This window comes from Stenotrophomonas sp. Steno-Z4, assembly GCF_056393145.1.
On record NZ_JBWJPC010000007.1, the window covers coordinates 22,986 to 37,843 of the forward strand.

General features: G+C 65.4%; 15 protein-coding genes. 8 read left to right on the forward strand and 7 right to left on the reverse strand.

Features of this window, described 5'->3' with window-relative positions; translation table 11 throughout:
• Positions 1-4: 4 nt before the first annotated feature.
• From AC06E7_RS15805 to ykgO, 6 genes are all read right to left on the reverse strand, one after another.
• Positions 5-1,240: a TraB/GumN family protein gene (locus AC06E7_RS15805; protein WP_478065298.1), complete on the reverse strand. Its 1,236-nt coding sequence runs from the start codon at positions 1,238-1,240 to the stop codon at positions 5-7.
• Complete coding sequence (locus AC06E7_RS15810) at positions 1,233-1,763, reverse strand: GNAT family N-acetyltransferase (RefSeq protein WP_210132333.1); 531 nt, start codon at positions 1,761-1,763, stop codon at positions 1,233-1,235. The genes AC06E7_RS15805 and AC06E7_RS15810 overlap by 8 nt, the downstream gene beginning before the upstream one ends.
• 23 nt (positions 1,764-1,786) lie before the next feature.
• Positions 1,787-2,674, reverse strand: a complete 888-nt coding sequence (locus AC06E7_RS15815; protein ID WP_068851268.1) for a carbon-nitrogen hydrolase — start codon at positions 2,672-2,674, stop codon at positions 1,787-1,789.
• A gap of 593 nt (positions 2,675-3,267) precedes the next feature.
• Positions 3,268-4,305, reverse strand: coding sequence for an agmatine deiminase family protein (locus AC06E7_RS15820; protein WP_068851270.1), 1,038 nt, complete (start codon positions 4,303-4,305; stop codon positions 3,268-3,270).
• 44 nt (positions 4,306-4,349) lie between these two features.
• Entirely contained in the window at positions 4,350-4,676 is a 327-nt protein-coding gene (locus tag AC06E7_RS15825) for a hypothetical protein (protein WP_068851273.1), read from the reverse strand.
• Between the two features lie 233 nt (positions 4,677-4,909).
• Positions 4,910-5,035: a type B 50S ribosomal protein L36 gene (gene ykgO, locus AC06E7_RS15830; RefSeq protein WP_017355593.1), complete on the reverse strand. Its 126-nt coding sequence runs from the start codon at positions 5,033-5,035 to the stop codon at positions 4,910-4,912.
• A gap of 193 nt (positions 5,036-5,228) precedes the next feature.
• Here ykgO and cmk point away from each other — a divergent pair, with 193 nt between their 5' ends.
• The 8 genes from cmk (at position 5,229) to galU (ending at position 13,500) form a co-directional block, all read left to right on the forward strand.
• Positions 5,229-5,909, forward strand: a complete 681-nt coding sequence (cmk, locus tag AC06E7_RS15835; protein WP_068851276.1) for a (d)CMP kinase — start codon at positions 5,229-5,231, stop codon at positions 5,907-5,909.
• Positions 5,910-6,103: 194 nt separating this feature from the next.
• Positions 6,104-7,789, forward strand: coding sequence for a 30S ribosomal protein S1 (gene rpsA, locus AC06E7_RS15840; protein WP_068851279.1), 1,686 nt, complete (start codon positions 6,104-6,106; stop codon positions 7,787-7,789).
• A gap of 90 nt (positions 7,790-7,879) precedes the next feature.
• A complete protein-coding gene (locus AC06E7_RS15845) occupies positions 7,880-8,185 on the forward strand; it encodes an integration host factor subunit beta (protein WP_017355596.1) in 306 nt (101 codons plus the stop codon).
• A gap of 56 nt (positions 8,186-8,241) precedes the next feature.
• Positions 8,242-8,526 (forward strand): LapA family protein, encoded by a 285-nt coding sequence (locus AC06E7_RS15850; protein ID WP_068851282.1) that lies wholly within the window; start codon positions 8,242-8,244, stop codon positions 8,524-8,526.
• A gap of 6 nt (positions 8,527-8,532) precedes the next feature.
• On the forward strand, positions 8,533-9,711 hold the full coding sequence (lapB, locus tag AC06E7_RS15855) for a lipopolysaccharide assembly protein LapB (RefSeq protein WP_068851284.1): 1,179 nt from the start codon (positions 8,533-8,535) through the stop codon (positions 9,709-9,711).
• A 3-nt stretch (positions 9,712-9,714) separates the two neighbouring features.
• Complete coding sequence (locus AC06E7_RS15860) at positions 9,715-10,689, forward strand: MraY family glycosyltransferase (RefSeq protein WP_184123892.1); 975 nt, start codon at positions 9,715-9,717, stop codon at positions 10,687-10,689.
• Between the two features lie 16 nt (positions 10,690-10,705).
• Positions 10,706-12,613: a polysaccharide biosynthesis protein gene (locus tag AC06E7_RS15865; RefSeq protein ID WP_184123889.1), complete on the forward strand. Its 1,908-nt coding sequence runs from the start codon at positions 10,706-10,708 to the stop codon at positions 12,611-12,613.
• Complete coding sequence (gene galU / locus AC06E7_RS15870) at positions 12,610-13,500, forward strand: UTP--glucose-1-phosphate uridylyltransferase GalU (protein WP_068851293.1); 891 nt, start codon at positions 12,610-12,612, stop codon at positions 13,498-13,500. Before AC06E7_RS15865 ends, galU begins: the two co-directional genes overlap by 4 nt.
• 139 nt (positions 13,501-13,639) lie before the next feature.
• Here the strand turns inward: galU and AC06E7_RS15875 are convergent, their stop codons facing one another.
• Entirely contained in the window at positions 13,640-14,848 is a 1,209-nt protein-coding gene (locus AC06E7_RS15875) for an acetyl-CoA C-acyltransferase (protein WP_068851296.1), read from the reverse strand.
• Positions 14,849-14,858 lie beyond the last annotated feature (10 nt).

A 14,858-nucleotide genomic window follows, 5' to 3' on the forward strand; every position in this document is an offset into this window, starting at 1 on the left:
GCCGTCAGCCGCCGACCTTGTTCCAGACCTGGAAGCCGGTGAGCCACAAGCCCAGCATGCTGCCAAGGTTGGTCAGCATGAAGGTCAGCACCACCCGGGTGACGCGGTTGCGGTACCAGCCGCGCACGCTCTGCGCGTCATCGCGCAGCTTGAGGAAATCCTCGTACGCCGGCTTGCGCAGGCGCGCCTCGACCAGCGCGGCAAAGGCGCCGGTCGGGATGCTCAGGCGGAATGGCTTGAACGGCGCCACCACGATCGCGGTGAGGATGCTCAGCGGGTGGCTGCCGGCCAGCAGGCAGCCCAACCCGGCCAGGCCGCCGGTGTACATCGCCCACACCGCCAGCAGCTCGGTGCCCACGCCCAGTCCGCCGCGATAGAACCCCACGGCAATACCGGCCAACACCACCGCCAGGATGGTCAGCGTGATCCACGGAATGTTGCGCTTCTTCGGCACGTCTTCCAGCGACGCGCGCAGCGGGCCGGGCGCTTCGGTGTCCGATTCCAGGTACTTCGCCAGCCCGGCCAGGTGGCCGGCACCGACCACGGCCAGCACTTCGCGCTGCGCCGGATCCTGCACTTCGCGCAGGCGGGTGGCCATGTAGCGGTCGCGCTCGCCGATGATGGTTTCGTACAGTGCCGGGCTTTCGCTGGCGAACTCGCCGAAGCTCGCTTCCAGCATGTCACCCTGCTTGAGCTTCTCGATCTCGTCTTCGCCGACGTCGTCGGAGGCGAACAGGCCGGCGCCCAGGCCCATGACCAGTTTGATCTTGCCGAAGAAGCCCAGCCGCTGCGAGGCGCGCTTGAAGGTCAGGCCCACTTCGCGGTCGATCAGGTGCACCGGCAGGTTGTGCGCGTTGGCCAGGCCGACCGCGCGCTTGAGCTCGGCACCGGGCTCGATGCCCAGCTGCTCGGCCAGCCGCCGCTGGTAGGCGGCCAGGGCGAGGTTGGCGGCGAACAGCGCCACGCGGCCCTTGCGGATCACTTCGACCAGGTCCAGCTTGGCCAACGCATCGGGATTGGTCAGCGCCTGCAGGCGCTGCGGATCAAGCTCCACCGCGACCGCATCGAAGCGGCCGCTGTTGATGGCCCGTTCCACCACCTCCACGCTGGCCTGCGAGACGTGCGCGGTGCCCAGCAGGGTATAGCGCACGCCGTCGCGCTCGACCACGCGCACGGGCTGGCCGGCGAACAGGGTGTCGCCGTTGTCGTCCATCAGGTTTTCAGTCATTTCATCATTCATTCGAAGGGGCGCTGTCGACACCGTCGCCTAGCGCGCGCTGCATCTGCACCGTATCCAGCCAGCGCCCATGCTTGCGGCCCAGGCCACGGAAAATGCCGACCAGGTGGAAGCCGAAGCGTTCGTGCAGCTTGATCGATGCGGTGTTGGTCGGTTCACCGATCACCGCCACCATCTGCCGGTAGCCACGCGCGACGCAGGCGTCGATCAGGCCCTGCATCAGCGCGGTGCCGACGCCCTTGCCCTGGAACGCGGCATCGACGTAGACGGAGTTTTCGACCGTCCACTGGTAGGCGATACGCCCACGGTAGGTGTTGGCATAGGCGTAGCCGGCCACGTGGCCGTCAACCTCGGCCACGATGTACGGGAAACCGCGTGCGACGATGTCGTGCATGCGCCGCTGCATCTCGGCCGCATCCGGAACGTCGTACTCATAGGTGTTGACGAAATCGGTTACTTCCACCGCATAGATGGCGGTGATGGCCGCAATGTCGGCATCGGTGGCGTCGCGCAGCAGCACGGTCACGGGGCAGGGTTCCTGTGGGAAGGTCAGTCGATGTAGCGCTTGAGCAGGTCGCCATAGGCGTCGATGCGGCGGTCGCGCAGGAACGGCCAGATGCGGCGCACGTGTTCACTGCGCTGCAGGTCGACATCGCAGACCAGTACGGTCGGGTCGCCACCGGCTTCGGCGATGAACTCACCCTGCGGGCCCAGCACGTGGCTGTTGCCCCAGAACTGGATGCCCGAGGCGCCCAGCGGCGACGGCTCGTGGCCGACGCGGTTGCAGCTCAGCACGGGCACGCCGTTGGCCACGGCATGGCCGCGGTGGCTGAGCACCCAGGCATCGCGCTGGCGGCCCTGTTCGTCCTTCTGGTCATCCGGATCCCAGCCGATGGCGGTGGGGTAGAGCAGCAGTTCGGCACCGGCCAGCGCCATCAGGCGCGCGGCTTCGGGGTACCACTGGTCCCAGCAGACGAGCACGCCAAGGCGACCCACCGAGGTATCGATCGGCTTGAAGCCGATGTCGCCGGGGGTGAAGTAGAACTTCTCATAGAAGCCGGGATCGTCCGGGATGTGCATCTTGCGGTACTTGCCCAGCAGGGTGCCGTCCTTCTCGAACACTACGGCGGTGTTGTGGTACAGGCCGGCGGCGCGGCGCTCGAACAGCGAGCCGACGATCACCACGCCATGCTTCTTCGCAAGCGCGCCAAGGCGCTCGGTGCTCGGCCCGGGGATCGGTTCGGCCAGGTCGAACTCATCCACCGATTCGTGCTGGCAGAAGTACGCGCCGTTGTGCAGTTCCTGCAGCAGGACCAGCTTGGCACCCTGGGCAGCCGCTTCAGCCACGCGCGTTTCGATCACGGCCAGGTTGGCGGCCGCGTCACCGTGGTTGCGCTCCTGGATCAGGGCGACGGAAAGGGTGTGGCGTGAGCTCATCCGGGGCGGGTCCTGCAGGGGGAAAAACGCAGTTTATCGCGGATGGGTGTGTGCGGCGTGCTGGTTGTTAAACCGGTGCTGTTAACGCCTTCAGTAGCCGGGTTTGCGGATCGCCGGGCGTTGCCCGGCTGCTGGTGGCTTCAGGCGAACAGCCTTGGGGCAGCGGCTCCGAGGCTTGGCGGGACGGTGCGGGTTTGCGGGGGACGCCGTGAACCCATCCATGGGGGCTTGGTCGCCGCATCCATGCGGCTCACACCCCCGCAAACCCGCCCCGACCCGCCTTCGACGGTTGGCCGGAGGCCAGGGGAAAGCAACGGCCGCAGCCAACATCGACTGCGTCTTCGTTCTGGGATCTGGCATTTGATCTTCCATGGCCACCAACACACCGTCGAGGGTCGGCGGGGGCGGGTTTGCGGGACTGTCAAAAACATGGATGTTTTTGCCAAGCCCCCATGGATGGGTTTACGGCGTGTCCCGCAAACCCGCACCCGCCGACCCAGCTCAGGCCATGCTGTGCCCACCGGCTGTTCGCCCAAAACCAAAAGCGCCGGGCAAAGCCCGGCGCCTGGGAAACTCACGATTGCCGAAGCGCGTTACGCCGCCAGCAACCCAGCCGGCAACTGCATGGTGATGCAGTGCAGGCTGCCGTTCTGCCAGATCAGCGAGCGGCAGGGTACCTGCACGATCTCGTGGTCCGGGTAGGCCTGGGCCAGCACGTCGCGTGCCGCGTCGTCAGCCACGTCACCGTAGGCCGGCATCAGCACCGCGCCGTTGAGGATCAGGTAATTGGCGTAGGACGCGGCCAGGCGGCGGCCTTCGTCGATCACCGGGCGTGCCCACGGCAGCGGGAACAGGCGGTACGGCTGGCCGTCGGCGGTGCGCAGCGCGGCCAGTTCGTTGCCCATCGCCTGCAGCTCGGCATGGTGCGAATCGCTGGCGTCATCGCAGGCCTGGTAGACAATGCTGTCCACCGACGCGAAGCGCGCCAGCGTATCGATGTGCGCGTCGGTGTCGTCGCCTTCCAGGTAGCCGTGGTCCAGCCACAGCACCCGGTCCTGCGCCAGCCAGCTTGCCATGTCCGCGCTCAGCGACGCACGATCCCGGTCCGGGTGGCGTTCGTGCAGGCACTTCCAGGTGGTGAGCAGGGTGCCCGCACCGTCGGTTTCGATGGCGCCGCCTTCCAGCGCGAACGGAATGCTCTGCAGCTCCGCGTCGGCGAACAGGTTGGCGGCGTGCAGCACGCCCACCAGCTGGTCGTCCAGGCTGGCCTCGAACTTGCCGCCCCAGCCAGTGAAGCGGAAGTCCAGCAGGCGGAAGCCGCCGTCGGCGCGGCGCAGCGTGATCGGGCCCGAATCGCGCAGCCAGGTGTCGTCGTACGGCGCGGTGACGAAACGCACGCGGTCGGTGTCGATCCGGTTGGAGCGCAGGCGCGCGTCGGCGTACGCCTCCAGGTCGTCATCGGCCACGATGATCACCACCGGCTGGAAGCGGGTGATGGCCGCGACCAGCGCGATGTAGGTGTCCTCGACGTCACCCAGGCGGTCGGCCCAGTCGGTGTCGGCGTGGGGCCAGGCGATCAGGATGGCGGACTGGGATTCCCATTCGGCCGGAAAGCGGAGCGTATCGTTCATGGTCTCGGTGCGATGGCCCGCCGGGCGGCGGGCGTTCTGATGGATCAGCGGATCGGCGGCTTCGGGCCGACTTCGTTGCTGTCAGCCTTGTTGGCCACCACGTCGATCACCTTCTGCTTTTCGAAGTAGACGGTGAACATCGGGTAGACCCAGCGGTTGATGGTCGGCCACTGGCGCTTCTGGCCGCCGCGCGGCTCCAGCTTCTCGCTGGGCTCACCGAAGCGGCTCAGGACCTGGCTGGTGGTCTCGCCGCGCACCGGCACTACCGGCGCCACCTGTTCCTTGGTGCGGTCGATCAGCAGGGTGTCGGCGTGGGCGCTGGCGCAGGCCAGCAGGGCAAGCAACGGCAGTGTGGTCAGGTAACGCTTCATCTCGATCTACTCCCCAGTTATCAAGAATGGAGTCACGACCAACGGTCGTGACCTACCGTGAATCCGGCAAGGCAGTCACGACCAAGGTCGTGACCTGCCGTGAATCCGGCTAGGCAGCCACGACCGGCGGTCGTGGGGCACCCGGCGATTACAACAAAATTGGCAATAAAAAACCGCCCGGAGGCGGCTTTTTATTCAGGCAGGTCGCGACCGGTGGTCGCGACGGCCCAGGCTCAGCGCTGGCGAGCCTTGAAACGCGGGTTCGACTTGCAGATCACGAAGATCTTGCCGCGACGACGGACGACCTTGCAGTCACGGTGACGGGACTTGGCCGACTTCAGGGAAGACAGGACTTTCATTGCATACCTCGGCGTAAACGTGGATTCGGTTGGAGCGCGGCCGCGATATGCAGATGACAATCGGCAGGTGACGCCCGTTCAAGCCCGCCATTCTACCGGGCTTTTTTCCATCCTTTCAAGTGCTTGCACTAAAAATGTCTTGGACGGGGCCGGGCAGGGGCTAGAATGGGGGGTCAAATCCACAGGGAACCCCATGAACCAGCCTTCTCCCGTGCTCACCATCGACGGCCCGTCCGGGGCCGGCAAGGGGACCGTCAGCCGCATTGTCGCACGCCGGCTGGGCTGGCATTACCTGGATTCGGGCGCCCTCTACCGCGCCGTGGGCGTGGCTGCCAGCTGGGCCGATATCGACACCTCCGATGCCTCGGCGCTGGTCCGCTGCACCTTCGACACCCATGTCCGCTTCGTCGAGGCCGACGATGGCAGCCTGCGTGTCATCGTCAATGAGACCGACGCCACCGACGAGCTGCGGCTGGAAACCACCGGGGCCCTGGCCTCGGCCATTGCCGCCATTCCCGAGGTCCGCGCCGCCCTTAAAGAGCGTCAACGCGCATTCAGGGTTCTCCCCGGCCTGGTGGCCGACGGGCGGGACATGGGGACGGTCATCTTCCCCGACGCCCCATTCAAGGTCTTCCTGACGGCCAGTGCCGAGGAGCGCGCCGAGCGCCGGCATAACCAGTTGAAAGACAAGGGGGTTTCTGTTAACTTTGATGACCTCCTGCGCGAGATCATGGCCCGCGACGCCCGTGATGCACAGCGCACAGTGGCGCCCCTGAAGCCGGCAGACGATGCCGTCGTCATCGACACCAGTGGTATCGGCATCGACGAAGTCGTTGCCAAGGTACTGGATCTGCTTCCGGTTTCGGGTGCCTGATCCGTGGCAAGGAGGCCGCCAGTCCATCGGCGGTAGTCGCACCAATGCAATGCAGTAAAAGCTCCGTCCCGCAATGATGCGTGGCGGTTTTCCTACTTCACACACGACCTGCGTTTCCGGGGTCGACCAACAGGCGGGCAGTAAACGGAACCCTCGCGGGGACCAATGCCCATGTGTCCAACAGAGTAAATCTAATGACCGAATCATTTGCCGAACTGTTTGAAGCCAGCCAGGCCAATCTGGCCAAGCTGAAGCCGGGCGCCATCGTCAGCGGTGTTGTCGTTGAAGTCCGCGGCGACGTCGTGGTGATCAACGCCGGCCTGAAGTCCGAAGGCATCGTGCCGATCGAACAGTTCCGTAACGACGCCGGCGAAATCGACGTCGCCGAAGGCGATGTCGTCAAGGTCGCCCTCGACTCGATCGAGAACGGCTTCGGTGAAACCGTCCTGTCGCGCGAGAAAGCCAAGCGCGCCATGGTGTGGGACGAGCTGGAAGAAGCCCTGGAAAAGAACGAAACCATCACCGGCCGCATCAGCGGCAAGGTCAAGGGTGGTTTCACCGTGGACATCAAGGATGTCCGCGCGTTCCTGCCCGGTTCGCTGGTGGATGTGCGCCCGGTGCGCGACCCGGCCTACCTGGAAGGCAAGGAGCTGGAATTCAAGCTCATCAAGCTGGACCGCAAGCGTAACAACGTCGTGGTCTCGCGCCGCGCTGTCGTCGAAAGCGAGCACTCGGAAGAGCGCGAGCAGCTGATGGACAAGCTGCAGGAAGGCGCGATCCTGAAGGGTGTCGTCAAGAACCTGACCGATTACGGCGCATTCGTGGACCTGGGCGGCATCGACGGCCTGCTGCACATCACCGACATGGCCTGGAAGCGCGTGCGCCACCCGTCCGAAGTCGTGAACGTCGGCGACGAGCTGGACGTGCGCGTGCTGAAGTTCGACCGCGAGCGCAACCGCGTTTCGCTCGGCCTGAAGCAGCTGGGCGAGGATCCGTGGGACAACATCGCCCGTCGTTACCCGGCCAACAGCCGCGTGTTCGGCAAGGTCTCCAACGTCACCGATTACGGCGCGTTCGTCGAGATCGAGCCGGGCGTCGAAGGCCTGGTGCACGTGTCCGAGATGGATTGGACCAACAAGAACGTCAACCCGTCCAAGGTTGTGCAGGTCGGTGACGAAGTTGAAGTCATGGTCCTGGACGTCGACGAGGAGCGTCGCCGCATCTCGCTGGGCATGAAGCAGGTTGCCGCCAATCCGTGGGAAACCTTCGCTGCCATCCACAAGAAGGGCGACAAGGTGTCGGGCCAGATCAAGTCGATCACCGACTTCGGCATCTTCATCGGCCTGGACGGCGGTATCGATGGCCTGGTGCACCTGTCCGACATCAGCTGGAACACCACCGGCGAAGACGTGGTCCGCAACTTCAAGAAGGGCGACAACCTGGACGCCGTCGTCCTGGCCGTCGATCCGGAGCGCGAGCGCATCAGCCTGGGCGTCAAGCAGCTGGAGCAGGATCCGTTCGGTCAGTACATGGCTGCCAACCCGAAGGGTTCGAAGGTCGAAGGCGTGGTCAAGGAAGTGGACGCCAAGGGCGCTACCATCGAACTGGCTGACGGCATCGAAGGCTATGTCGCTGCGCGTGACGTTGCCAACGAGCGCGTCGACGACGCGACCCAGTTCCTGAAGGTCGGCGACAAGGTTGAAGCGAAGTTCGTGGGCATGGATCGCAAGGGTCGTACCCTGCAGCTGTCGATCAAGGCCAAGGACGACGCGGAAATGCGCGAAGTGCTGGAGGAATACCAGTCCTCTTCGGCTTCCAGCGGCACCACCCAGCTCGGCGCGCTGCTGCGTGCACAGCTGAACGGCAACAAGTCCGAGTAATCGGCCTTTACCCGTAGCAGTAGTTTCCTGGACGGCCCGGACAATTGTCCGGGCCGTTTCAGGGTTTGAGACCCTCGACGCGAGTCCGCAATGACCAAATCCGAGTTGATCGAAATCCTGGCGCGCCGACAGGCGCATCTGAAGTCGGACGATGTCGATCTGGCGGTGAAGTCGTTGCTGGAAATGATGGGCGGGGCGCTGGCTGGCGGGGATCGCATCGAGATCCGCGGGTTCGGCAGTTTTTCGTTGCACTACCGGCCGCCGCGGCTGGGGCGCAACCCCAAGACCGGGGAATCGGTCGCACTGCCGGGCAAGCATGTCCCGCATTTCAAGCCGGGCAAGGAACTCCGTGAGCGCGTAAGCGCCGTGGTGCCGCTGGAAAGCGATCCGGCCTAGTAGAGCGGATGGTTAGTCCGCTACTCTCTACCTCAAAGGGAATGGGAGCTGCCACAATGAAAGTCGCACGTCTGTTGATCCTGCTCGCCGTGCTGGTGGCCGGGCTCGTCATCGGTGCCCTCAATTCGCAGGACATGACCCTCAACCTGGGGTTCACTGCCATCCATTCCAGCACCGGCCTGGCCATTACCGTGGCCCTGTTGACCGGTGCGATCATCGGTGCCGGGCTGGTCCTGGTCGGCGTGGTGATCCCGTTGTATTCCCGACTGCGCAAAGCGCAGAAAGCGGCTCCGGCCGCCGCCCCCGTGGCGTCTTCTTCTTCACCTTTCGACGGACGTTGAGCGCCGATGGAATTTGTATCCGAGTGGTTCTGGTTTTTCCTGTTCCTGCCGCTGGCAGCACTGTCGGGCTGGGTGATCGGCCGTCGCGGTGGCCAGCGCCATGGCGACAACCAGGTCAGCCACCTGTCCAGCACCTACTTCCGTGGCTTGAACTACCTGCTCAACGAGCAGCCCGACAAGGCCATCGAACTGTTCCTGCACATTGCCGAACTGGACAAGGAAACCTTCGAGACCCAGGTCGCGCTGGGCCACCTGTTCCGCCGCCGGGGCGAGGTTGATCGCGCCATCCGCCTGCACCAGGGGCTGGTCAACCGTACCGACCTCAGCGACGCGCAGCGCGTCCAGGCCCTGCTGGCGCTGGGCGAGGACTACATGAAGTCCGGTCTGCTCGACCGTGCCGAAACTGTCTTTACCGAACTGGCCCAGATCGACCAGCGCGCCCCGCAGGCGCTCAAGCACCTGATCGGCATCTACCAGGCCGAGCGCGACTGGGAAAAGGCGATCGACAACGCCACCCGTTACGAAGAAGTCACCGGCGAGCCGATGGGCAAGCTGGTGGGGCAGTTCGAGTGCGAGCTGGCCGAACGCTTCCGTGGCGCCGGCAAGATCGATGAAGCCCGCGCGGCCATTGCCCGTGCCTACCAGGCCGATGCGATGTCGGTGCGTGCCGGCATCATTGAAGGACGCCTGGAAACCGATGCCGGCAACGCCGAAGCCGCCGTGCGCGCGTTCGAGCGGGCCGCCCGCAACGATCCCGAATACCTGCCCGAGGTGCTGCAGCCGTTGATGCAGAACTACCGCAAGGTGGGCGATCTGGGCGGCGCGCGCGCGTTCCTGTCGGAAATGACCGAGCACTATCGTGGCATCGCCCCGGTACTGGCCCTGACGCAGTTGATGGAAGAGCAGGAGGGCGTAGCTCCGGCACGCGCCTATCTCGGCCGGCAGCTGAAGGATCGCCCGTCGGTACGCGGCGAGTCGGCATTGATCGACCTGACCCTGGCCGAAGGTGCCGATTCCACCGCCACCCTGCATGACCTCAAGCACATCACCGACCAGCTGCTGGTCCGCAATCCGGCCTATCGCTGCACGCGCTGTGGCTTCGGTGCGCGGACCCACCACTGGCAATGCCCCAGCTGCAAGGAGTGGGGTACGGTCAAGCCGCTGTTGAACTACGCGGTGCTCTGAGCCATGCCGGCGGCGTGGTGGATGGGGCTGCCAGCCGTGCTGGCGGTGGCGGCGGTGCTCACGTGGTGCGCCCGCCGGTACGCGCTGCGGCGCAAGCTGTTCGACCAGCCCGGGGAACGCCGCAGCCATGTCGTGGCGACCCCACGCGGGGGCGGCATTGCCATCGTGGTGACCCTGCTGCTGGCGCTGGCCGCGGCGGCGGTCATCTGGCCGGGCGCCCGGACGCCGTTGCTGGTGTCGGGGCTGGGCCTGGTGCTGGTGGCCGGGATCGGCTGGTGGGACGACCACCGGCCGCTGCCGGCGGTGCGCCGGTTGCTGGTCCATCTGCTGGCCGCCGGCCTGCTGGCAGGTCTGGTCTGGGAGGCAACAGGCAACCCCTGGCAGGCGCTGCTGGCGCTGCTGTTTACGACATCCCTGATCAACATCTGGAACTTCATGGATGGGATCAACGGGATCGCGACCAGCCAGGCCATTCTGGCCGGCGCCGCGTTCGCGCTTGTCCTGCCGGGTCCGCTGGCGTTGGCTGGGATTGTCCTGGCACTGGCCTGCCTGGGTTTCCTGCCGTTCAATTTTCCGAATGCAAGGATCTTCATGGGCGATGTGGGCAGCGGGGCGTTAGGTTATGCCGTCGCAGCCCTGGTCTGCCTGGCCAGCGTGGCAACCGACATCTCGTGGCTGCTGCTGCTGGTACCGCTGACGGCTTTCCTCGTGGACGCTGGCTTCACACTGCTTTCGCGCATGCTGTCGGGGCAAAGATGGATGGAGCCCCACACCCAACATCTGTATCAACGTGCCGTCAAAAGTGGTGCAACGCACACTTCGGTTACAGGGACGTACTTTGTTTTTGGTCTGTTCAGTATTACAGTGTTTAATGCTTGCACGTATTTGCAGCCGAGGTGGGAGGCTGCCGTAGCCGTAGCGTGGATGTTCCTCGCGACCGGTCTTTGGCTGCTCCTGCGCAATGGAATGCGCTACTAGAAGGATTGTTTGCTTTATGACGCCTTGGCAGGACCGTTTCACGAGTCTGCTTCCCCGTGCCGCCATCGTGGCCCACGACCTGTTCATGGTCTGGGCGTGCTGGCAGTTGCTGCATGCCGGCCGCTATTCGATGCTGGCCGATGCGCCCTCGTTGCCGCTGTGGAACATCGATACCTCGCTGGTGCTGGTGATCCAGGCCATCGTGTTCTGGCGCGTGGGCCTGTACCGGGGGCTGTGGCGGTTCGCCAGCGTGGCCGACCTGCTGCACATCTTCAAATCCAGCTTCATCGGATTGCTGGCCATCGTGGTGGTGCTGGCCTACAAGCGCTTCAATGGCGTGCCGATGTCGGTGCTGGTGATCTATCCCTTCGCGCTGTCGGCCCTGCTGGGCGCGCCCCGCCTGCTGTACCGGGCATGGAAGGACTACCAGGCGCTGCAGTCGGATGCGACCGCGCGCCGGGTGCTCATCCTGGGCGCCGGCCAGGCTGCCGAAGCGCTGGTCCGCGACCTGCGCCGGTCGGGGGATTTCGAACCGGTTGGCCTGCTCGACGACGCGCCGCACCTGCAGGGGGCGAAGCTTCAGGGCCTGCCTATCCTGGGCACGCTGGACGATGCCGCCTCGGTGGTACGCGAAACCGCGGCCAAGCTGCTGGTGATCGCCATTCCGTCGCTGGATGCCGCCGGCATGCAGCGGGTGGTGGCCATCTGCGAAAGCACCGGGGTGCCATTCCGCATGGTGCCCAAGCTCAACGACGTGCTGCTGGGCCATTCGCTGCCCGGTGAGCTGAAGGAAGTGGCGATCGAGGACCTGCTGGGGCGCAAGCCGATCCTGCCGGACTGGTCGCTGATCCGCGGCTGGCTGGGCGGGCGCACCGTGCTGGTGACCGGCGCCGGTGGTTCGATCGGCTCGGAACTGTGCCGCCAGTGCGCGCGCCACGGGGCAGGGCGGGTTGTACTGCTGGAAATGAGCGAGCTGCTGCTGCTCACCATCGAGGCCGAACTCAAGCGCAGCTTCCCCGACCTGGTCGTGGAGGCGGTACTGGGCGACTGTGGCGACCCGGCGGTGATCCGCCACGCCTTGTCGCTGTCGCAGGTGGATGCGGTGTTCCATGCGGCGGCCTACAAGCAGGTGCCCGTGCTGGAACGGCAGCTGCGCGAAGCGGTGCGCAACAACATCCTGTCCACCGAAACGGTGGCCCGGGCCTGCGTGGAAGCGCGGATCGAACATTTCGTGTTCATCTCCACCGACAAGGCGGTCGACCCGGTCAATGCGCTGGGTGCCAGCAAGCGCTACGCCGAGATGATCTGCCAGAGCCTGGACCAGAAGACCAGCCATACCCGCTTCGTCACCGTGCGCTTCGGCAACGTGCTCGCCTCGGCGGGCAGCGTGGTGCCGGTGTTCCGCGAGCAGATCCTCAAGGGCGGCCCGGTCACGGTCACCGACCCGGAAGTAACCCGTTACTTCATGACGATTCCCGAAGCCTGCCAGCTGATCCTGCAGGCGGCGGCATCAGCCTCGCACGGCGCGATCTATACGCTCGACATGGGCGAACCGGTGCCGATCCGGGTGCTGGCCGAGCAGATGATCCGCCTGGCCGGCAAGCAGCCGTACAAGGACATCGCCATCATCTACACCGGCCTTCGTCCCGGCGAAAAGCTGCACGAGACCCTGTTCTATTCGGACGAGGACTACCGCCCGACCGCGCATCCCAAGATCCTCGAGGCCGGTGTGCGCACCTTCGCCCGCGAGCAGGTGCTGGGCAACGTGCCGCGCCTGCGCGAGGCCATCGCCAACTACGATACCGATGCGATCAACAGCATCCTGTTCGCGACCATGCCGGAATTTGCGCCGTTGCAACACGAATCTCACGTCGAGTCGGCTAAGGTGCTTCCCTTTCCGGCACGAGAGGCCAACAGGCTGTGACGAACAAGCGCATTCGCAAGGCGGTTTTCCCGGTGGCGGGGCTGGGCACCCGGTTCCTTCCCGCAACCAAGACGGTTCCCAAGGAAATGCTGCCGATCATCGACCGGCCGTTGATCCAGTACGCCGTCGATGAGGCGATCGAAGCAGGGTGCGACACCCTGATCTTCGTCACCAATCGTTACAAGCACGCGGTCGCGGACTATTTCGACAAGGCGTACGAGCTGGAGCAGAAGCTCGAGCGCGCGGGCAAGACCGAGCTGCTGGAACTGGTGCGCAACGTGCTGCCGGAAGGCGTGCGCGCGGTGTTCGTGACCCAGACCGAAGCGCTGGGCCTGGGCCATGCGGTGCTGTGTGCCAAATCCGTGGTGGGCGACGAGCCGTTCGCGGTGCTGCTGCCCGACGACCTGATCTGGAACCGCGGCGATGGCGCCCTCAAGCAGATGGCCGATCTCAACCAGGCCACGGGCGCCAGCGTGATTGCGGTTGAAGACGTGCCCCACGAGAACACGGCCAGCTACGGTATCGTGGCGACCGAGGCCTTCGACGGCCGCAAGGGGCGCATCGCGCAGATCGTGGAAAAGCCCAAGCCGGAAGACGCGCCGAGCGATCTGGCCGTGGTTGGCCGCTACGTGCTCAGCCCGAAAATCTTCGAACTGCTTGAAGCCACCGGCAAGGGCGCGGGCGGTGAGATCCAGCTGACTGACGCCATTGCCGACCTGCTGAAAACCGAAGAGGTCAACGCGTACCGTTTCGAAGGTACGCGGTTCGACTGCGGCACCCACCTCGGGCTGGTGGAAGCCACCATCCGCTTCGCGCTGGAAAGCCACAAACTGGGCAAGCCGGCGCGTGAGAAGCTGGCGCAGATGCTGGAAGAAGACGAGGGGTAAGCCCCGCGTCCCATGCACGCGCATGAAAAAGGCGACCCGGACGGGTCGCCTTTTTGCTTCTCCGCCCGCCTGCCAACGGCAGGCGGCCATCTCTTCCGGCCGGCAGGTACCGACCGTTGGTCGGTACCTGGATCCCGGATCACAGCGATTCGAAAATACCCGCTGCGCCCATGCCGGTGCCGATGCACATGGTGACCATGCCGTACTTCTGCTGGCGACGGCGCAGGCCATGCAGCAGCGTGGCGGTCCGGATCGCGCCGGTGGCGCCCAGCGGGTGGCCCAGTGCGATGGCGCCGCCCAGCGGGTTGACCTTGGACGGGTCCAGCCCGCAATCACGGATCACCGCCAGCGACTGCGCGGCGAACGCTTCATTGAGCTCGATCCAGTCCAGCTGGTCCTGGGTCAGGCCAGCCTGCTTGAGCGCCTTGGGAATGGCCGCGATCGGGCCGATGCCCATCACTTCCGGGCGCACACCGGCGACCGAGAAACTCACGAAGCGGGCCAGCGGCTTCAGGCCGTAGTCCTTGACCGCCTGTTCCGATGCCAGCAGCACCGCACCGGCGCCGTCGCTCATCTGCGAGGAGTTGCCGGCGGTCACCGTGCCGCCGAACTGGCCGTTGCGGAACACCGGGCGCAGCTTGGCCAGGCCTTCGGCGGACGAGTCCAGGCGCGGGCCTTCGTCGGTGTCGACGATGCGGTCGCGGGTGATGATGCGGCGGCCGTCGGCCAGGTCCGGCTGGCGGGTGCGCACGTCATACGGGCTGATCTCATCCTTGAAGTCGCCGTTCTGGATTGCGGCGATGGCCTTCTGGTGCGAGGCCAGGGCGAACGCATCCTGCTCTTCGCGGGAAACCTTCCATTCCTCGGCGACCTTCTCGGCGGTGATGCCCATGCCGTAGGCGATGGCCACGTGGTCGTTGTCGAACACGCTCGGCGCCATCGCGATCTTGTTGCCCATCATCGGCACCATCGACATCGATTCGGTGCCGCCGGCCAGCATCAGGTCGGCGTTGCCGAGACGGATCTGGTCGGCTGCCATCGCCACGGCCTGCAGGCCGGACGAGCAGAAGCGGTTGACGGTCTGCGCGGCGATGGTGTCCGGCAGGCCGGCCAGCAGCACGCCGATGCGCGCCACGTTCATGCCCTGCTCGGCTTCGGGCATGGCGCAGCCGATGATGGCGTCATCGATGCGGTTGACGTCGATGCCCGGTGCCTGCGCGACCACGGACTTGAGCACGTGGGCCAGCATGTCGTCGGGACGGGTATTGCGGAACACGCCCTTGGGCGCCTTGCCAACCGGGGTACGGGTGGCGGCGACGATGTAGGCGTCCTGGATCTGCTTGGTCATTGTGGTGGTC